Source organism: Promicromonospora sp. CA-289599 (assembly GCF_050936155.1).
Lineage (GTDB): Bacteria > Actinomycetota > Actinomycetes > Actinomycetales > Cellulomonadaceae > Promicromonospora.
In genome coordinates this window covers 18,702-36,834 of record NZ_JBNJNI010000001.1, presented here as the reverse complement: position 1 = coordinate 36,834, position 18,133 = coordinate 18,702, and the positions used below count along the sequence as shown (strand labels likewise).

Below are 18,133 nucleotides of genomic sequence, written 5' to 3'. Positions count from 1 at the left end.
GCAACCTCGCACAGCGGTCACCCGGCGTGGCCTGCCCGAACGGCAGGCCACGCTCGGCATGATGGGGCGGTGTCAACCGCCCAGGCCCACCTGCAGACCCTCCGTGAGCCCGCACCGGGTGCGGACGTCAGCGCCCGGCTCGACCGTGCCCTGCAGGACTACCTCGCGCACCTGAGCGTGGAGCGCGGCCTCTCGACCAACACCGTCGCGGCCTACCGTCGCGACCTCGTGCGCTACCAGGCGTTCCTCGCGACGTCCGGCCGGCCCGGCCTCGGCGACGTCACGGAGGCCGACGTCACCAGCTTTGTCGAGGCGGTGCGCCAGGGGACCGACGGCGGACGCCCGCTCTCGGCATCGTCCACCGCCCGTGCGCTGGCTGCCGTGCGGGGCTGGCACCGGTTCGCGCAGGCCGAGGGCATGGCGGTGGGCGACCCGTCCGCCGAGGTGCGCGCACCCACCCAGCTGCGCCGGCTGCCGCACGCGCTGTCCGTCGACGACGTCGCCGCCCTGCTCGACGCGGCGGGCACGGGTGAGGGCCCGCTGCCCCTGCGCGACCGGGCGCTGCTCGAGCTGCTGTACGCGACGGGCGCGCGGATCTCCGAGATCGTGGGGCTCGACGTCGACGGCGTGAGCGACCGGACCGCCGTGCGGCTGCTCGGCAAGGGCGCGAAGGAGCGCGTGGTGCCCGTCGGCTCGTTCGCGCGGGACGCGCTCGAGGGCTACCTGGTCCGCTCGCGCCCGGCGCTGTCCGCCGCCGGCCGGGGCACGCCCGCCCTGTTCCTCAACACGCGCGGCGCCCGGATGTCGCGGCAGACCGCGTGGGCCGCGCTGCAGGCCGCCGCGGCACGCGCGGGCCTCAAGGAGCACGTGTCGCCGCACACGCTGCGGCACTCGTTCGCCACCCACCTGCTGTCGGGCGGGGCCGACGTGCGGGTGGTCCAGGAGCTGCTGGGCCACGCGTCGGTCACGACGACGCAGATCTACACCATGGTCACCCCCGACGCGCTGCGCGAGGTCTACGCGGCGGCCCACCCGCGGGCCCGTTAGTCGCACCCGGTAGCGGGCCCGACGGCCGAACGACGCCACGCCGAGGCTTTCGCGGAGCGGCGCCCACACTCTGGTATAGCGTGGCGGGCGTGAGCGAGGCACCCAGCCAGGAGGGAGCGAACACGATGACCGACATTCTTCTCGGCAAGACGGTCGTCGGCGCACCCACGGACTCGGACATCGTGCGCGACGTCGTCGGACGCGTCATGCCGGAGCTCCCGGAGCCGGCACCGCTGACGAGCCACGGTCCGGCGCGCATCATCGCGATGTGCAACCAGAAGGGCGGGGTCGGCAAGACGACCACCACCATCAACCTCGGCGCGTGTCTCGCGGAGTACGGCCGCAAGGTGCTCCTGGTGGACTTCGACCCGCAGGGAGCCGCGTCGGTAGGCATCGGCGTCAACCCGCACGAGCTCGACCTGACCGTCTACAACCTGCTCATGGAGCGGGACGTGGACATCAACGACGTCATCATCTCGTCGGGGATCGAGAACCTCGACGTGCTGCCGGCGAACATCGACCTGTCCGCCGCGGAGGTGCAGCTCGTGGGTGAGGTAGCCCGCGAGTCCGTGCTGTCCCGCGCGCTGCGTCCGGTGCTCGACGACTACGACGTGATCCTCATCGACTGCCAGCCGAGCCTCGGCCTGCTCACCGTGAACGCGCTGACCGCGGCGCACGGCGTGCTGATCCCGCTGGAGTGCGAGTTCTTCGCGCTGCGCGGCGTCGCGCTGCTGGTGGAGACCATCGAGAAGGTGCGGGACCGGCTCAACCCGGCCCTGGAGATCGACGGTATCCTCCCCACCATGTACGACTCGCGCACCCTGCACTCCCGCGAGGTGGTGGCGCGCGTCTACGAGGCCTTCGGCGACACGCTGCTCCACTCGATCATCGGGCGCACCGTGAAGTTCCCGGACGCCACGGTCGCCGCCGAGCCGATCACCGACTACGCCCCGGGACACCCGGGCGCTGCCGCGTACCGTCAGCTCGCCCGGGAGCTCGTGGCCCGTGGCGACGCTGCCTGAGGCGGCGGTGGAACGGCCCGGCGTCCTGGAGGCGGAGCCCGTTCTCGAGGGTTCCGCCCCTGAGGCCCAAGTTGTCGAAGCGGATGCTCCCGTCGACGAGCGTCGCAGCTCCCGGACCTTCCAGGTCCACCTGCACAACTTCGAGGGCCCGTTCGACCTGCTGCTCTCGCTGATCGCGAAGCACAAGATGGACGTCACCGAGGTGGCGCTCGCCGTCGTGACCGACGAGTTCGTCGCGCACATCCGCGAGGCGGAGCGGGCGTCCCGCGAGGCCGCCGCGCGCGGCGAGGAGCACGCGTCCTGGGACCTCGGCGTGGCCAGCGAGTTCCTCGTGATCGCCGCGACCCTGCTCGACCTCAAGGCCGCCCGCCTGCTGCCCGGCGTCGTCGACGAGGACGCGGAGGACCTCGAGCTGCTCGAGGCCCGCGACCTGCTCTTCGCCAGGCTCCTGCAGTACCGGGCGTACAAGGAGGTCTCGAAGGTCATCGCGGAGCAGATGGCGTCTGCCGGACGCCGCGTGCCGCGCCTGACGCCGCTCGAGCCGCACCTCGCGGCGATCCTGCCGGAGCTGGTCTGGGACACGACGGGGGAGCAGCTCGCCGAGCTGGCCGCCCGGGTGCTCGCCCCCAAGCCGCCACCCGTGGTGGGCCTGGCCCACCTGCACGGCTCCGCGGTGAGCGTGCGCGAGGAGGCGGGCGTCATCGTCAACCGCCTGCGCGCGGAGCACTCGCTGACCTTCCGGTCGCTGACGGCGGGTACGGAACGCCTCGTGACGGTCGCCCGGTTCCTGGCGCTGCTGGAGCTGTTCCGCGACTCCCTGGTGTCGTTCGAGCAGGTCAGCCCGCTGGGCGAGCTCACGGTGCGCTGGACCGCCGGGCCGGACGACGGCGAGAAGTACCTCGATCCGCAGGCGGGACCGAGCGAGTTCGACGAAGGTGACCTGGTGGTGGGGGAGTCGGCCGGTCCAGAACGGATAGAGACCGCGGAGCCCGGAACGGAGGCGACAACAGCATGACCGTCGAAGAACAGGCCCCGGAGGCAGTGCAGGTGGAGGTGCAGGTGGACGCCCCGGCCGAGGGCTCGACGCAGGACGAGCTGGCCTTCGTCGACGTGCACATGCTCCCGGGCGGCGCGCACGCGGCGGTCGAGGCGGTGCTCATGGTGGCCGACGCGCCGATCGGCGCGGATCGCATCGCCGCGGCGCTGAACCTGCCGCAGCACGAGACCGACGACATCCTGCACGAGCTGGCCGACGAGTACGCGGGCCACCTCGGCTCCCGTCCGCGCGGCTTCGAGCTGCGCCGGACCGTGGACGGCTGGCGCATCTACTCGTCGGCGGCGCACGCGGACCCCGTCGGACGCTTCGTGCTGGACGGCCAGTCCGCCAAGCTGAGCCAGGCCGCACTGGAGACGCTTGCGGTGGTCGCCTACCGTCAGCCGGTGACGCGTGGCCAGGTCAGCGCGGTGCGCGGGGTCAACGTGGACGGCGTCGTGCGGACGCTGCTGACGCGCGGACTGATCGCCGAGATCGGTCAGGATCCGAGCTCGGGTGCGGTTCTGTTCGGAACCACGGGATACTTCTTGGAGCGGATGGACTTCTCGTCGCTCGACGAGCTGCCTCCGCTGGCTCCGCACCTGCCCGACCTCGACACGTTCGAGGGCCTCGACGGGCTGGACTCCTAGCTGGACTCCTAGCCGGACTCCGCACTGGAATCCTGGCCGGACTCCGGTCCGACCCGCAGGCAGGTCGCAGTGCCCTTCCCGACTCACCGAGAGACTTGAATCATGAGCAACGAACGCCGCGGCGGGAGCCGCCGCGAATCCAGTGGTGGCCAGCAGCCGCGCCGATCCGACCACTCCGGCCACGCCGGCAAGGGCGGCAAGAACTTCCGGGGCGGCAGTTCGGCCAAGAGCCGTGCGCAGGCGAACGCGCCGCGCCGCAGGCCCGCGCAGCCCGTCGAACAGGGCCGCGACGTCCACGTCGACGGCGGCGTGCGGCTGCAGAAGGTGCTCGCCCAGGCCGGGCTCGGGTCCCGCCGGGCGAGCGAGGAGCTCATCGCGAACGGCCGCGTCGAGGTGGACGGCCAGATCGTCACCGAGCTGGGCGTGCGGGTCGACCCCGCCACCGCCGTCATCCACGTGGACGGGCTCCGCATCCAGCTGGACCAGACCAAGGTGACCATCGCGCTGAACAAGCCGCTGGGCGTGGTCTCCACGATGGACGACCCCAAGGGCCGGCCGACCGTCGCGGACCTCATCAAGAACCGCGAGGAGCGGCTCTTCCACGTCGGCCGGCTCGACGCGGACAGCGAGGGCCTGCTGCTCCTGACGAACGACGGCGAGCTCGCCAACCGTCTGTCCCACCCGAAGTACAAGATCGCGAAGACGTACCTCGTGACCGTCGAGGGCGAGATCTACCCGCGCGTGGGACGTGAGCTCCTGAAGGGCATCGAGCTCGACGACGGCATCGCCAAGATGGACGCGGTGCAGGTGATCCAGCAGATCGACGGCTACGCGATGCTGGAGGTCGTGCTGCACGAGGGACGCAACCGGATCGTGCGCCGGATGTTCCAGGCCGTGGGGCACCCGGTGACGCGCCTCGTGCGCACCCGGATCGGCCCGATCCCGCTCGGTGACCTGAAGTCCGGCCGCACCCGCGTCCTGGGCCGCACCGAGCTAGGCACCCTGATGGGTGCGGTCGACCTGTAACCTCGACCGCTGAGTGCTGGGTATCTGTGCCCTGGGACGCACTCCGGCAGCAAATACCCAGCACTCAACGGAAAGCGAGCGGGACTGTGACCAGCCCTGTTGTTGTAGCGATCGACGGGCCGTCCGGGTCCGGCAAGTCGAGCGTGTCGAAGGCGGTCGCCGGGCGGCTCGGTCTGGCCTACCTCGACACGGGGGCCATGTACCGGGCGGCCACGGTGTGGAGCATGGAGACGGCAGACCTGGACGACGCCGCATCGGTCGCCACGGCGGTCCGTGCGATGCCGCTGGTCATGGGCCTGGACCCGGTCGCGCCCGGCGTCGAGCTGGACGGGCGGGACGTCGCCGTGACCATCCGCACGACCCAGGTCACGACCAACGTCTCGAAGGTGGCGTCCAACCTCGACGTGCGGGCCGAGCTCAAGCGGCTCCAGCGCGAGATCATCGACCAGGAGTCCAGCGCGGCTGACGCGGTGTTCTCGGGCGGCCGGGGGATCGTGGCCGAGGGCCGCGACATCACCACGGTCGTCGCGCCCGACGCCGACGTCCGCGTGCTGCTCACCGCCTCCGAGGAGGCGCGCCTGCGCCGCCGGTCGCTGGAGGTGCACGGCGCGGCCGACGCCACAGCGGTCGACGCCACGCGCGACCAGGTGCTGCGCCGCGACCAGGACGACGCGAAGGTCACGCAGTTCCACGTCGCCGCCGACGGTGTGGCGACCGTCGACTCCAGCGACCTCGACCTCGAGCAGACGGTCGACGCCGTGCTCGCCGTCGTCGCGCAGGTGACGGGACGCGCGGTGGCGCCGTCCGTTTGAAGGCGGCGCCGTCCGCCCGAGCTGCCCGGGGGACTACTCCCGGGTAGCCGCGCGGGCTCCCGCCACGCCCGCCGCGACCACCACGACGACGCAGGTCACGACGATCCCGGCGAGCGGTAGCCAGGGGATGGTCAAGGGCGCGGCAGGCACGTCGCGCACCACCGCCTGGCGGACGATCCACCCGACGAAGCCGACGATCGCGCCGCCCACCAGCAGGGCCGCGACGCCGGTGAAGGACGTCTCCCAGACGGCGGCACGGCGCACCTGCGTGGGCGTCGCGCCCAGGAGGCGGGCCGTGCCGAGCTGACGGCGGCGCTGCGAGGAGCCGATGAGGATCGCGTTCACCGCGCCGATCGCCGCGTAGACGCCTGCGGGTCCGAGCATGACCCACAGCACGAGCGCGTTCATCTCTCGGGTCTCGCCGGTGACCCGGACGAGCCAGTCCTCGGCCGTCTCCACGCCAGCGCCCGTCCCGCGCAGCGCAGCGGCGACCGCCGCGACGTCCGTGCCGGTCTTGGGGACGACGAACACGGTGCCGACGGGGCGTGCGGCAGCGGTGACGCCCGGCAGGTCGCCCGGGACCAGGACGTCGGCCCACAGGTCCGGGGCGTCGGGCACGACGGCGACGACGGTGGCTCGCGTCCGGGTGCCCCCGACGTGCACGGTCCGGGTGTCGCCCACCTGGACGCCGAGATCGGTCACGAACGACTCGGTCACCGCCATCGCCGCACCGTGCAGGTCGTCGAGCGAGCCGCGTACGGCGCGCAGGCCACGGGTCTCGGCCATGGCGGCGACGTCGACCACCTCGGCCTCGGCCGGGCCGTCCCCGAGGCGGACCTGCGCGGTGCGCCGGACGTCGGCCGTCGCGACGCCCGGCGCCGTGGCGATGTCCTGGGCGTCTCCCGGCACCTCGGCCACGAGCGGTGCGGCCAGCGCGGCCCGGTCGGCGCCCTCGGTCCAGTCCGCGGTGAAGCTCACGGTCACGAGCAGGGAGCCGGCCATGGCGAAGATCGCGACGACGGGCGCCGCCACCGCGGCGGTCATGCGCACCGACGTGCGGGCGTGGTCGCGGGCCAGCCGCGCCGCGGGGTCGCGGCCCGCGATCGCCCGGCCGACCAGCCCGGTGAGTGCCGGGTAGACCAGCGGCCCCACGCCGTTGACCCCGACCACGGCGACGATCGGCAGGAGCATTCCCACCAGCAGCGCGAAGAGCAGCTCCATCCCGGGCGCGAGGACGGCCGAGGCGACCAGCGCGGCGAGGGCGACGAGGCTGCCGAGCGCCTGGAGCACCCCCGGCCGTCGTCGTTCCAGGACCGCCGCACGGAGCGCCTCGGCGGGCTGGGTGCGGCCGGCCTGCCCGCCCGCTCGCCACGCACCGACCAGCGCCACGCCGGCGCCGAGGGGCGCAGCGGTCGCCCAGGCGGTGCCCGGCCCGGGGGCCGCCAGGTGCACCGGGGTCACCCCGGCCATGTCGAGCCCGGCGAACACCAGCGGCGTGACTGCCGTCGCCAGGACCGCACCGAGGGTCGTACCGAGGACGGCCACCACCGCCGCCTCGCCGAGCAGGAGCAGCCGCACCTGCCAGGGCGTGGCACCGATCAGGCGGAGCAGGCCGAGCTCCCGGCGTCGGGTCGCCACCACGAAACCGAAGGTGCTCGCCACCACGAACAGCGCCATGAACAGCGAGACACTCGCCATGAACCCGAAGAGCGACCCCAGGTCGTCGAGCTGCGCGCGGACCCGGGCCGTGACCTCCGCCTGGTCGGACGTCGTGCCGAGCGACCCCAGCAGGTTCACGGCCAGGCCGATCAGTCCTGTACCGCCGGCCAGGGCCACCACCGCGCCGGCGTACGCCCGCCACGAGTCGCGGAACGTCATGAGGCTGTGGGCCACCATCATCGCTCCAGCTCCGTCATCCGGGCCGCGATCTGCGTGGGGTCGCCGCGCCGCATCTGCCCCACCACCAGGCCGTCCGCGAGGAACAGCACCGTGTCGGCGTAGGACGCGGCGAGCGGGTCGTGCGTGACCATGACGACGGTCTGGCCGGAATCCGCGAGCGCCCGCAGCAGCGTGAGGACGTCACGGCCCGTCGCCCGGTCCAGGGCGCCGGTCGGCTCGTCCGCGAACAGCACGGCGGGGCGGGCGTGCAGGGCGCGGGCGATGGCCACGCGCTGCTGCTGGCCGCCCGACATCTCGGGCGGGCGGCGCCGCTCCAGGCCGCGCAGTCCCACCCGGTCCAGGGCATCGAGCACCGCGGCACGATCGGCCCGCCGTCCGGCGAGCCGGACGGGCAGGGCGACGTTGTCGAAGGCGGTCAGCGCGTCCAGCAGGTTGTACTGCTGGAACACGAAGCTCATCGTGGCGCGGCGGAGCTTCGTCAGCCGGGTCTTGTCCAGGCCCTTCAGCGGGGTGCCCGCGATCGTGACGCCGCCCCTCGTCGGCCGGTCCAGTCCCGCGGCGATCTGCATGAGCGTGGACTTGCCCGAGCCGGACGGGCCCATGACCGCGGTGAACGTCCCGGCGGGGAACACGTGGGTGACACCCCGCAGGGCGTCCACCTTCCCCGACCGGGACCGGTAGGTGCGCGTGATGCCGTCGAGGACGACGGCCGCGTCAGGAGTGGTGCCGGTGATGGTCATGACACGAGCGAACCGTCAGGACGGGCACCGCACCCGGGCCCGCACGCCACACCCGGGTAGCGTGCGCGCTACCCCGCGCGGTGCCCAGGTGCGCCTACTGTCGTCCTGTGACCACGCCTCCCGACGTCTGGACGGCACTGCGCGGGCGCCCCTGGCGCTTCCTGGGCTCGGCCTGGCCGTGGCGTGCGCTGGCGTACCTGGTCAGCACCCTGCCCGTGGCGCTGGGCGTCGCGGTGGTGCTCCTCGTGACGGTGGGTGTCGGCCTGCTGACCGCCGTGCTCGTGGTCGGGGTGTTCCTGCTCGCCGCTCTCCCGCTGATCGCCTCGGTGGTCGCCGTCGTCGAGCGGAGCCGGATGCAGCTCGTGCTGGGCCGTCGGCCGCCGTCCGACAGCGTGCCGTGGCGGACGAGGCTTCGGGCGCTGCGCAGCATGCCGGTCGCCTGGCCGGAGGTCGGCTACACCGTCCTGCTCACCGTCGTGCTCTGGGTCGTCGACGGGGTCGCGCTCACCCTGCTCGTCACCATTCCGGGGGTTCTGCTCGCCGCGCCGGTCCTGGTCCGGGCCGACCAACCCGTCAACATGGGTCCGTGGCAGGTCGACACGGCGGCCGAGGCATGGCTCGCCGTCGGCTCTGGTCTGCTGCTCCTCGCGGCCGGCCTCTACGGGGCGACGCTGCTCGCGGCCGCCCAGGCGAGCCTCGCGCGTCTGCTCCTCGATCCGCCGCACGCCCGCCTCGCGGAGGCTCTCGCCGAGCTGCGGCGCTCGCGGGTCGGTCTGGTCGACGCCTTCGAGACCGAACGCCGCCGCATCGAGCGTGACCTGCACGACGGCGCCCAGCAGCGCCTCATGGCCCTCACGATGACCCTGGGCCGGGCCGAGCTTGAGATTCCGGAGGGTGTTGGCCTGGACCTGGTGCGTGAGGCACACGGCCAGGCCGAGACGGCGCTGGAGGAGCTGCGCAGCACGGTGCGCGGCATCCACCCACGAGTCCTGGTGGACCACGGTGTCGAGGCAGCCGTGCACGAGGTGGCCGATGCGGCCGAGGTCCCCGTCACCGTGGACGTCAGCCTGCCCGAGCGACTGCCCGGGCCACTCGAGGCCGCGGCGTACTTCGTGGTGAGCGAGGCGCTGACGAACGTCGTCCGGCACGCCCGTGCCCGGTCCGTGCGGGTGCACGGCCGCGTCACCGACGGCCGCCTCGTGCTGACGGTGCTGGACGACGGCGTCGGCGGGGCGACCGTGCCACCCGCCGGCGGGCTGGCCGGGCTCGCCCTGCGCTTCGAGGCGCTCGACGGCGAGCTGAGCGTGACGAGCCCCGTCGGCGGCCCGACGGAGGTGAGAGCGACGTGCCCGGTTCCCTGAGCGTCGTGCCGCTGAGAGTAGTGCTCGCCGAGGACGCCGCTCTGCTTCGTGAGGGGCTGCGGGCGATCCTCGAACGTGCGGGCCACGAGGTGGTCGCCGCGGTCGAGGACGCCGAGGCGCTGCTCGCGTACGCCGGGCACACCTTGCCGGACGTCGTCATCACCGACATCCGGATGCCGCCCACGCACACCGACGAGGGATTGCGGGCCGCGGCCGAGCTGCGGCGCCGGCACCCCGACCTGGCGGTTCTGGTGCTGTCCGCGTATGTCGCCGACGCCTACGTCGCCGAGCTCCTCGACTCCGCGCCGGGCGGCGGGATCGGCTATCTCCTCAAGGACCGCGTGGGCCATGTGCGTGAGTTCCTGGACAGCCTGGCCCGGGTCGCCGCGGGCGAGACGGTCATCGACCCGCAGGTGGTGCGCCGGCTCCTCGGTCGACGGCACGACGACGGCCCGCTCGCCTCCCTGACCGAGCGCGAGCGGGAGGTCCTGGGCCTCATGGCGGAGGGCCGGACCAACGGCTCGATCGCCGCCGCGCTGTTCGTGTCCGAGGCCGCGGTGCGCAAGCACGTCGGGAACATCTTCGCCAAGCTGCCGCTCGACCCGAAGTCCGACCGCCGCGTCTCAGCGGTGCTCGCCTACCTGCGCGACGGCTGACCCGGAGGGCTGTCGGGCCGGCGGCTGGGAGCGACGCAGGTCATATGGCCGCGAGTCGGCCGGAGCGCGTCAGGCCTGCGACAATGAGGGCATGACCCACGACCCCTCTGCATCGGAGGCTGCTGCGCTGGACGCGACGGCCCGAGATGATGCTGCCCTGGACGCCACTGCGCTGGACGCCGGGGGCCCGGCCGCACCCGATCTCGATCTCGCCGACGCCCTCGCCGAGACCGAGGACGACGTCGCGCGCGAGCGTGCGCTGCGCGTCGGCCTCGAGGAGTTCGAGCTCGACGAGTCGGACCAGGCGCTGCTCGAGTCCGAGTGGAGCGACGAGCAGGCCGAGGCGGAGCAGGCGCTGCCCGTGCTGGCCGTCGTCGGGCGTCCGAACGTCGGTAAGTCGACGCTGGTCAACCGCATCCTCGGCCGCCGTGAGGCGGTGGTGGCCGACAAGCCGGGCGTGACGCGCGACCGCGTGTCCTACCCGGCAGAGTGGGCCGGTCGCCCCTTCATGCTCGTCGACACGGGCGGCTGGGAGGTCGACGTCGCCGGCATCGAGTCCAAGGTCGCCGAGCAGGCCGAGGTGGCGATCTCCCTCGCCGACGCCGTGGTGTTCGTCGTCGACGCCACGGTGGGCGCCACCGCCACCGACGAGCGCGTGGTGGAGATGCTGCGCCGCTCCGGGAAGCCCGTGGTGCTGTGCGCCAACAAGGTCGACGGCGCCTCGGGCGAGGCGGACGCGACGTACCTGTGGGCGCTGGGCCTGGGGGAGCCGCACCCGGTCTCCGCCCTGCACGGCCGGGGTACGGGCGACCTGCTCGACGCCGCCGTCAAGGCCCTGCCGACGACGTCGGAGCACGGCACCGTGCGCCCCGCCGGCCCGCGCCGCGTCGCGCTCGTCGGGCGGCCGAACGTCGGCAAGTCGTCGCTGCTGAACAAGATCGCCGGCGCGGAGCGGGTGGTGGTCGACGAGGTCGCCGGCACCACGCGCGACCCGGTCGACGAGCTCATCGAGCTGCGCGGCATCCCGTACTGGTTCGTGGACACCGCCGGCATCCGCCGCCGCGTGCACCAGACCAAGGGCGCCGACTTCTACGCCTCGCTGCGCACGCAGGCCGCCATCGAGAAGGCGGAGATCGGCGTCGTCCTGGTGGACGCGTCCGAGCCCCTGACCGAGCAGGACATCCGCGTGATCCAGCAGGTCGTGGACGCGGGCCGCGCGCTCGTCATCGCGTACAACAAGTGGGACCTCATGGACGAGGACCGGCGCCCCTTCCTCGAGCGTGAGATCGAGAAGGAGCTGGTGCAGATCACCTGGGCGCCGCGCGTGAACCTGTCGGCCCGCACCGGCTGGCACAGCGAGCGGCTGGTCCCGGCGATCGAGCGTTCGCTCGCGTCCTGGGACCGGCGCGTCCCGACGGGCAAGCTGAACGCGTTCCTCGGCGAGCTCGTGGCCGCGCACCCGCACCCGCTGCGTGGCGGCAAGCAGTCGCGCATCCTGTTCGCGACGCAGGCCTCGACCCGTCCGCCGCGGTTCGTCATCTTCGCGACGGGGTTCATCGAGGCGGGCTACCGCCGCTTCATCGAGCGCCGCCTGCGCGAGACGTTCGGTTTCGAGGGCACGCCGATCGAGATCTCGGTGCGCGTCCGGGAGAAGCGCAAGCGCTGAGTCCCCGGCGACTCCGCCACGACCCCGCTCCGCCGCAACCCAGTGATCCGGCCCGGAAGTCACGCGACTTCCGGGCCGAATCGCTGGGTTGCGGCGGATTTTTCTGTGCGCGCCGAGTTCGATGCCCACGATGTCGGTCAGGCGCGGTACCTTCGGTGTCGTGCTTCCGGCCAGTATCCCCAGCCCCGACCCGGTGTGGTCCCAGATCCACCTGGGTCCGCTCACCATCCACACCTACGCCCTGTGTCTGCTGGCCGGCATCGCCGCCGCCGCGTACATCACGGACCGGCGTCTCCGCGCACGCGGTGCCGCCCCCGGTCTCGCCCTCGACATCGCGATGTGGGCAGTGCCCATCGGCATCGTCGGCGCCCGGATCTACCACGTGCTCACCCACCTCGGGGACTTCACCGGCCCCGGTGTCGACCCGTGGGCCTGGATCCGGATCTGGGAGGGTGGCAACGCCCTGTTCGGGTCGCTCCTCGGCGGCGCCGTCGGCGTCTGGATCGGCTGCCGCCTGACGGGCCTGCGGTTCTGGTCGTTCGCCGACGCCCTGGCACCCGGCCTGCTCGCCGCCCAGGCGATCGGGCGGCTGGGCAACTACGTGAACCAGGAGCTGTTCGGCCTGCCGACCACGCTGCCCTGGGGCCTGGAGATCCGGTCGGACGCTCCGATGTTCCCGGTCGGGACTCCGGAGGGCACGCTGTTCCACCCGTTGTTCCTGTACGAGATGATCTGGAACCTCATCGGGATCTCGCTGCTGCTCGTCATCGAGCGGCGGGTGGTCCGCCGGAACGAGGCGCTGCTGGCCGACGGCGGCACGCCTGGCGCCGGCCTGCGCTGGGGCCGCATGTTCGGCCTCTACCTGATCTGGTACGGCCTCGGCCGCAGCTGGCTCGAGGCGATCCGCATCGACCCGACGAGCGACGCCCCGCTGGGCGTCCCGGCGAACATCTGGACGTCGGGGGTGGCGATCCTCGTGGGCATCGCGATCATCGTGGTGCAGGGCCGGCGTCACCCGGAGCCCGAGCCCTCGGTGTACCAGCCGGGGCGGGAGCCCGAGGAGGACGACGCCGAGACCGCGTCCGAGACCGCGTCCGACAGCGCGTCCGACACCGAGCCCGCAGGCTCGACCGACGACGACGGCTCGGCGAGCACCGCCTCCGAGGAGGCAGCCACCGCCGAGCCTGCCGAGGCGAACGGCTCCTCCGACAGCAAGTAGCCCGTAGCTTCTCCTGCCGTGACCCCGTGGGGCTGTGACGTGCCTGTGCGCACGCTCACAGCCCCACGGGTTGTTCCACCCGGTGCGCATTACGGAGGATGAGGTCATGCCACCTTCGCGCCCCGGGGAGACCTCTGCCTCGTTCCCGCTCTCCGTGGGACGGCGCACCTGGTGGCCGGTCGCCGCCGTGCTCCTGGCCGTGGCCTGGGGCGGCAACGAGTTCACCCCGCTGCTCGTGATGTACCGCGAGCAGGGCGTCATGGGGCCCGTCACCGTCGACGCGCTCCTCGCCGTCTACGTGTTCGGTCTCGTTCCCGCGCTGCTGCTGGGCGGGCCGCTGTCCGACAGGTTCGGCCGCCGCCCGCTGCTGCTGCCCGCGGCGCCGCTCTCGGCGCTCGGGTCGCTCGTCCTCGCGCTGGACCCGGCGAGCCCCGTGGTGCTCTCCATCGGCCGTCTGCTCTGCGGCGTCGCGCTCGGGCTGGCCATGGCCGTGGGATCCACCTGGCTCACGGAGCTCAGTGCCGCCACCGGCGAGCGTGCCGCCGGGCCTCGTCGCGGATCGCTCTCCCTGACCGCGGGATTCCTCTCCGGGGCGGGCATCGCCGCCATGCTCGCGCAGTTCGCCCCCTGGCCCACTCTCCTGTCGTACGTGCTGCACGCGGCCGGATCCCTGGTCGCCGGCCTGGTGCTGCTCCGCGTCCCGGAGACCCGCCGGCGCCTCCCGCGTGACGAGCGGGCCCCGCTGCTCGACGACCTGCGCATCACCGCCGTCCGGGACCCCAGGTTCCTGCGGGTGGTCGTGCCCCTCGCGCCCTGGGTGTTCGGCTGTGCCGGCTGCGCGTTCGCGGTGCTGCCGAGCTTGCTCACCGACCAGGTCGGCGGTTTCCCCATCGCCTTCGCGGGCGTCATGGCCATCCTGGCGCTCGGCTGCGGTATCGGTATCCAGGTCGTGGCCCGCCGGATCGATACGCCGTCGTCGGCCCGTGCCTCCATCGTGGCTCTGACCATCATCGGTGCGGGGATGGCGCTCGCCGGCTGGGCGTCCACCGCGCTGTCGCTGCCGATCGGCGTGGTGGCGGCAGTGGTCCTCGGTACCGGCTACGGCCTCGCACTGGTGGCCGGGCTGAGCGAGGTCGCGCGGATCGCCGGGCCGGGCCAGCTCGCCGGACTGACCGCCGTCTTCTACTCGTTGACCTACATCGGGTTCTTCGTCCCGATGGCGCTCGCCTGGCTCCGCGACACCTGGTCGTACGGCGAGATGTTCGGCTTCGGTGCGGTCGCCGTCGCGCTGTGCCTGACGATCGTGGCGGTCTCCTCACGGACGGCGCTCCCGGACGGGATCCGGCGGTAAGGCCTGAAGCCGATCAAGCTGAGTCGTTGAATCCGGTGGCAGGAGTTCAGGTCTGAGTGGCGCGCGAGGTGCCACGTGGTCCTGCGACTGCCAGGTCCGAGCGCGAAGCGGCCCTCGGCGGGCGCGGATGCCTCGTAGCGATCCGTCGGTGCCTGACTCGGCAGTCCAGCTCTGAGCGTGCGCTGTGATGGTCCCGCCACCACGCCCCGTAAGTCAGGCGGCTTCGGCGTCTGGTGGATCCGGGCTCGGGTTCGTGCTGGGTGGTGGGGCTTCGATGGGTTCGGGTAGTCGGATGCGGTGTCCGTAGGCGTCGGTGAAGGCCCACCCGGTCTCCAGCAGGGCACCGGTGGTCGCGTCGTTGTCGGTGGTGGTGGTCTTGCCGGTCCAGTGCATGGTGATGTTCTTGGTGTCGACGAGTTGGTGGTGGTACCAGCACAGCAGGGCGCTGTTGGTGATGGAGGTGTTTCCGCCGTCGGCCCAGTGGGTGATGGCGTGGTGGACCTCGCAGCGTGAGGGTGGTTGGTCACACCCTGGCCAGACGCAGTGTTGGTCTCTGGCGATGACGGCGCGTCGCATCTGTCCTGTCACGGTGCGTTGCGCGCGTCCGACGTCCAGGACGGCGCCGTCGGGTCCGAACACGATCCGGGTGACCGCGCTGTGGCACGCCAGGCGGCGCACGAGGGCGCGTGGGGCACGGCCGCCGGTCTCGGTGAATACCGGACCACCGGAGGACAAGAACCCGGACACTGTTGCTCCCGCGGTACTCCAGCCACCCTGGTCTCCACCCGGACTACTGGTGGGGCTGCCGGTCGGGCTACCGCTACCGGTGCTGGTGCTCGGGACGTTCGGACCCGCGCCCGGGCGGTTGCCGCGCCCGGGTCGGGTCTGTCCGCAGGACAGGCATAGGCCGTCGCGGGTGCGGGTGACCTGGGTGACGAACTCGTTCCAGGACACGGTCACGTTCAGGTGCGGGGCGATCGCGGCCCCTGGGGAGGCCTGGTTCGTGTCCAGCACGACCCGGGCGATGTCGGCGAGGCCTTGTGCGCGGCGCTGCGTCGTGGTGCGACCGTCGTCCGCGGACGGGGCGCCCAGGACCGCGTTGATCGCGGTGCTGACCAGGAGGCCGTGCTCGTCGGTGAGGAACCCGGCCACGTGGTACCCGCCGAACGTCTTGGCCAGGTCGAAGAACTCACCGCGGGCCGCCTTGTCGTCATCGAGGTCGTCGGTGTCCGGGTCGGTCACGGTCGCGAACCGGCGCGCGACCGTGCGGAACTGGTCCGCGTTCAACACACCCGCCTCACGTAGGACGATGCCCTCACCCGTGACCAGGGTCCCGTCCGTGACCGCGCCTTCCAGGACCTGGGTGACCAGCTCCCGGGTCCGTGCCCCGTCCGGGTCGTCTGCGGGGTCGGGGAGGTCGACGGCAACGGTCTGCACGAACTGTTCCGGGGTGGTGGTGTGCCCGGTACGGGTATCGATCAACCACGCCAACGCATCCGTACGCGTCTCGCTCGTGGGCGCGACCTCCGTCATCACCCTCGCGTGGTCCACACCGAGGGTTCCGGCGACCAGGCGCTCCCGGGTGGCGGGCAGCGCCGTCGCGAGACGCCGCGCGATCGTCATGTCCTTGCCTGCCGTGTGTGCGGAGATGCCTTCACGGAGCCTCAGCCAGGACGTGAACGTACGCGTCATGCCACCGGAGCGCCAGGAACCCTCGGCTTCGATCCTCGGTAGCAGCGTGTACCGGACCCCGTCCAGGCGGCCGGTCAGCCGACGGATCCGGGTGTGCGCTTCGACCAGGCGGCCGATGCTCGGCGCATCCCACCCGGTCAGGGTCTCCGGGCTGGTCTGGGTGGTGAGGTGGTCGATCTCGTTCTCGATCCGGGCGAGGGTTTCCTCGATCGAGGCCGCAGCAGGAGGCGGGTCACCAGCGGGACCGCTGTTCGTCGTGTGCTCCACCATGCCCACCCCCGCCCATCTTGATCGCTGCTGGTCTCTAGTTCTCGCTCCCTCAGTGCATCTATTATGTCGAACACGCGTGCGATCCGCTTGCTGGATTTCAAATCTGTGGATAACTCTTCAGAGCGTCATGCAGATGTCGCGTGGCCTGTTCGAGAAGTGCCAGCGGCCGGGCCGCGTCCGCACCGAGCGCTCCGCGAGGATCGGCCTTGAGGGGGTCCAAGCCCGCCCCTGATGGCGCTCGCCTGGCTGCGCGACACCTGGTCGTACGGCGAGATGTTGGCTTCGGCTAGGTTCTCGTACCGGCGGTCAGTCCGGGAGGACCATCCGCGATACGTCGCCGTGGTGGCAGCTCAGGTGTCCCTCGGGGGCGTACGTGATGACATCCCTGCCCTCCCTGCCGGTCCGCAGCAGGTACTCGCCGTACTCGAACGTGGTCTGCCCTGCGTTGCTGAGCTCCGCGCACTCGACGGTGGTCGTCGGCGCCGTGATCTCGTCGTAGAGGAACGGCCCGCCCACGTAGAACCGCCACGAGGTGCTGCCGCGCAACGACACGGATTCCTCGATGACTACCTGCCTCCCGGCGGGGCGGTCGAGTTCGTGCAGTGTCTTGTACGTGACCTCCGCGCTCAGCAGCGAGAGGAGGCCCGTGATGAGGACGCCGACGGCGGCAGCCAGGATCACCGCGCAGAGAAAGAGCGCCGCCATGGTCGCGGTGAACGCCTCGTACCCGATGACGAACAGCCGGAACCCGACCAACCCCAGCACGATGACGGACAAGCCGGTGAAGAGCCACAACAGAAAGGCGAGGGTCTGGCCGCTCATGATGCCCGCGACCAGGAGGAGCTGGCCCTTGCTGCCGGCGTGCCAGACGACGGCGCCGACAAGCGCCGCGGCGACGCCGGTCAGCATCGACGCCATCGCCATGCGTTTCGCGCGTTGCAGGGCCGGGGGTATGCCGCTCCGCTCCTGTTGCGCGCTCATGCGGCTGGGCCGCCGCCGAGGGTGTCCAGCGCCTTCCGGTCGAGGCCGGTGGGCAGGGGTTCACCCCGATGTAGGGGCGAGCCGACCACGGGGGCGGCGATCAGCACCCTGCGCACGGCCTCGGCGCCGGCTCGGGCTCGGGCTCTGTGTTCCCAGTGCGGGTACCGTACGTCGCCGTCGTCGAGGCTGCCCTGCTTGACGGCCAGCGCGAAAAGACCAACCCTCCGTATGGTCGGGTTCAGCAGGCCGCGAACCTTGAACTGCCCGACAGTCGCAGCGATCACCCCGTTGGTCTCGTGATACACGTGATGAGCGGCATCCGAGTCACCCCAGGCGGCGAACCAGTCGTCGATGAAGTCCGACTCGCCTGACCACAGCCCGTCCGCGATTCTCTCGGTGTCCCAGTCGCCGAGAGGGCCGATCACGATCCGCGGCAGGTCGGCGTCGGTCATTCCGTCGCGATACCAGTCCTGCTCGGAGCCCAGCATGTCGGACCCCGAGTCGTTGCCGAACGGCGCGAACTCGTCACCCTTGTCGTAGAACTGAGGCGGCGCCACCTCGGCGAATGCCGGATGGCTCGTCTCCGGTGCGGGGCCTTCGTCACCCTCTGGGTCGTCCAGCCACTGCTCCAGTCCGGACCGCCATGTCGTCGTCACCGGCGGATCGTCCCACAGCGGGCCTGTCGAGATTCCGGCTTTTCACCCTTGG

At 72.1% G+C, this 18,133-nt stretch carries 16 protein-coding genes; 11 read left to right on the top strand and 5 right to left on the bottom strand.

Features of this window, described 5'->3' with window-relative positions:
• Positions 1-90 precede the first annotated feature (90 nt).
• From xerD to cmk, 6 genes are all read left to right on the top strand, one after another.
• Positions 91-1,047 (top strand): site-specific tyrosine recombinase XerD, encoded by a 957-nt coding sequence (gene xerD / locus ACQEVI_RS00145; RefSeq protein ID WP_432905720.1) that lies wholly within the window; start codon positions 91-93, stop codon positions 1,045-1,047.
• A 125-nt stretch (positions 1,048-1,172) separates the two neighbouring features.
• Complete coding sequence (locus tag ACQEVI_RS00140; RefSeq protein ID WP_432905718.1) at positions 1,173-2,069, top strand: ParA family protein; 897 nt, start codon at positions 1,173-1,175, stop codon at positions 2,067-2,069.
• A complete protein-coding gene (locus ACQEVI_RS00135) occupies positions 2,053-3,084 on the top strand; it encodes a segregation and condensation protein A (RefSeq protein WP_432893382.1) in 1,032 nt (343 codons plus the stop codon). Before ACQEVI_RS00140 ends, ACQEVI_RS00135 begins: the two co-directional genes overlap by 17 nt.
• Entirely contained in the window at positions 3,081-3,752 is a 672-nt protein-coding gene (gene scpB / locus ACQEVI_RS00130) for an SMC-Scp complex subunit ScpB (RefSeq protein ID WP_432893379.1), read from the top strand. Before ACQEVI_RS00135 ends, scpB begins: the two co-directional genes overlap by 4 nt.
• Positions 3,753-3,854: 102 nt before the next feature.
• Positions 3,855-4,778: a pseudouridine synthase gene (locus ACQEVI_RS00125; RefSeq protein WP_432893376.1), complete on the top strand. Its 924-nt coding sequence runs from the start codon at positions 3,855-3,857 to the stop codon at positions 4,776-4,778.
• A gap of 86 nt (positions 4,779-4,864) precedes the next feature.
• A complete protein-coding gene (cmk, locus tag ACQEVI_RS00120) occupies positions 4,865-5,590 on the top strand; it encodes a (d)CMP kinase (protein ID WP_432893373.1) in 726 nt (241 codons plus the stop codon).
• Positions 5,591-5,623: 33 nt separating this feature from the next.
• Here the strand turns inward: cmk and ACQEVI_RS00115 are convergent, their stop codons facing one another.
• On the bottom strand, positions 5,624-7,489 hold the full coding sequence (locus ACQEVI_RS00115) for an FtsX-like permease family protein (protein ID WP_432893370.1): 1,866 nt from the start codon (positions 7,487-7,489) through the stop codon (positions 5,624-5,626).
• On the bottom strand, positions 7,486-8,229 hold the full coding sequence (locus ACQEVI_RS00110; RefSeq protein ID WP_432893367.1) for an ABC transporter ATP-binding protein: 744 nt from the start codon (positions 8,227-8,229) through the stop codon (positions 7,486-7,488). Before ACQEVI_RS00110 ends, ACQEVI_RS00115 begins: the two co-directional genes overlap by 4 nt.
• A gap of 107 nt (positions 8,230-8,336) precedes the next feature.
• On the opposite strand from ACQEVI_RS00110, the gene ACQEVI_RS00105 reads away from it, so the two are divergent.
• From ACQEVI_RS00105 to ACQEVI_RS00085, 5 genes are all read left to right on the top strand, one after another.
• Entirely contained in the window at positions 8,337-9,590 is a 1,254-nt protein-coding gene (locus ACQEVI_RS00105) for a sensor domain-containing protein (protein ID WP_432893364.1), read from the top strand.
• A complete protein-coding gene (locus ACQEVI_RS00100; RefSeq protein ID WP_432893361.1) occupies positions 9,575-10,246 on the top strand; it encodes a response regulator in 672 nt (223 codons plus the stop codon). Before ACQEVI_RS00105 ends, ACQEVI_RS00100 begins: the two co-directional genes overlap by 16 nt.
• Positions 10,247-10,337: 91 nt before the next feature.
• Entirely contained in the window at positions 10,338-11,912 is a 1,575-nt protein-coding gene (gene der, locus ACQEVI_RS00095; protein WP_432893359.1) for a ribosome biogenesis GTPase Der, read from the top strand.
• Between the two features lie 130 nt (positions 11,913-12,042).
• Positions 12,043-13,131 (top strand): prolipoprotein diacylglyceryl transferase, encoded by a 1,089-nt coding sequence (gene lgt / locus ACQEVI_RS00090; RefSeq protein WP_432893356.1) that lies wholly within the window; start codon positions 12,043-12,045, stop codon positions 13,129-13,131.
• Between the two features lie 106 nt (positions 13,132-13,237).
• Positions 13,238-14,482 carry an MFS transporter gene (locus tag ACQEVI_RS00085; RefSeq protein WP_432893354.1) on the top strand — a complete coding sequence of 415 codons (1,245 nt, stop codon included), beginning with the start codon at positions 13,238-13,240 and terminating at the stop codon, positions 14,480-14,482.
• Positions 14,483-14,695: 213 nt separating this feature from the next.
• Here ACQEVI_RS00085 and ACQEVI_RS00080 read toward each other — a convergent pair whose 3' ends face one another.
• The 3 genes from ACQEVI_RS00080 to ACQEVI_RS00070 all read right to left on the bottom strand — a co-directional run bounded on the left by ACQEVI_RS00080 (position 14,696) and on the right by ACQEVI_RS00070 (position 18,081).
• On the bottom strand, positions 14,696-16,444 hold the full coding sequence (locus ACQEVI_RS00080) for a DUF222 domain-containing protein (RefSeq protein ID WP_432893351.1): 1,749 nt from the start codon (positions 16,442-16,444) through the stop codon (positions 14,696-14,698).
• A gap of 306 nt (positions 16,445-16,750) precedes the next feature.
• Positions 16,751-17,425, bottom strand: a complete 675-nt coding sequence (locus ACQEVI_RS00075) for a hypothetical protein (RefSeq protein WP_432893348.1) — start codon at positions 17,423-17,425, stop codon at positions 16,751-16,753.
• The gene (locus tag ACQEVI_RS00070) at positions 17,422-18,081 is read right to left on the bottom strand and encodes a hypothetical protein (protein WP_432893345.1); all 660 of its coding nucleotides are present in this window, start codon (positions 18,079-18,081) and stop codon (positions 17,422-17,424) included. Before ACQEVI_RS00070 ends, ACQEVI_RS00075 begins: the two co-directional genes overlap by 4 nt.
• Between the last annotated feature and the right edge of the window lie 52 nt (positions 18,082-18,133).

Coding starts and splice junctions, on each gene's coding strand:
- ACQEVI_RS00110 (WP_432893367.1), bottom strand. CDS start 8,229: ATGACCATCACCGGCACCACTCCTGACGCGGCCGTCGTCCTCGACGGC.
- ACQEVI_RS00085 (WP_432893354.1), top strand. CDS start 13,238: ATGCCACCTTCGCGCCCCGGGGAGACCTCTGCCTCGTTCCCGCTCTCC.
- ACQEVI_RS00080 (WP_432893351.1), bottom strand. CDS start 16,444: ATGGTGGAGCACACGACGAACAGCGGTCCCGCTGGTGACCCGCCTCCT.
- lgt (WP_432893356.1), top strand. CDS start 12,043: ATGTCGGTCAGGCGCGGTACCTTCGGTGTCGTGCTTCCGGCCAGTATC.
- der (WP_432893359.1), top strand. CDS start 10,338: ATGACCCACGACCCCTCTGCATCGGAGGCTGCTGCGCTGGACGCGACG.
- scpB (WP_432893379.1), top strand. CDS start 3,081: ATGACCGTCGAAGAACAGGCCCCGGAGGCAGTGCAGGTGGAGGTGCAG.
- ACQEVI_RS00125 (WP_432893376.1), top strand. CDS start 3,855: ATGAGCAACGAACGCCGCGGCGGGAGCCGCCGCGAATCCAGTGGTGGC.
- ACQEVI_RS00115 (WP_432893370.1), bottom strand. CDS start 7,489: ATGATGGTGGCCCACAGCCTCATGACGTTCCGCGACTCGTGGCGGGCG.
- ACQEVI_RS00075 (WP_432893348.1), bottom strand. CDS start 17,425: ATGAGCGCGCAACAGGAGCGGAGCGGCATACCCCCGGCCCTGCAACGC.
- ACQEVI_RS00140 (WP_432905718.1), top strand. CDS start 1,173: ATGACCGACATTCTTCTCGGCAAGACGGTCGTCGGCGCACCCACGGAC.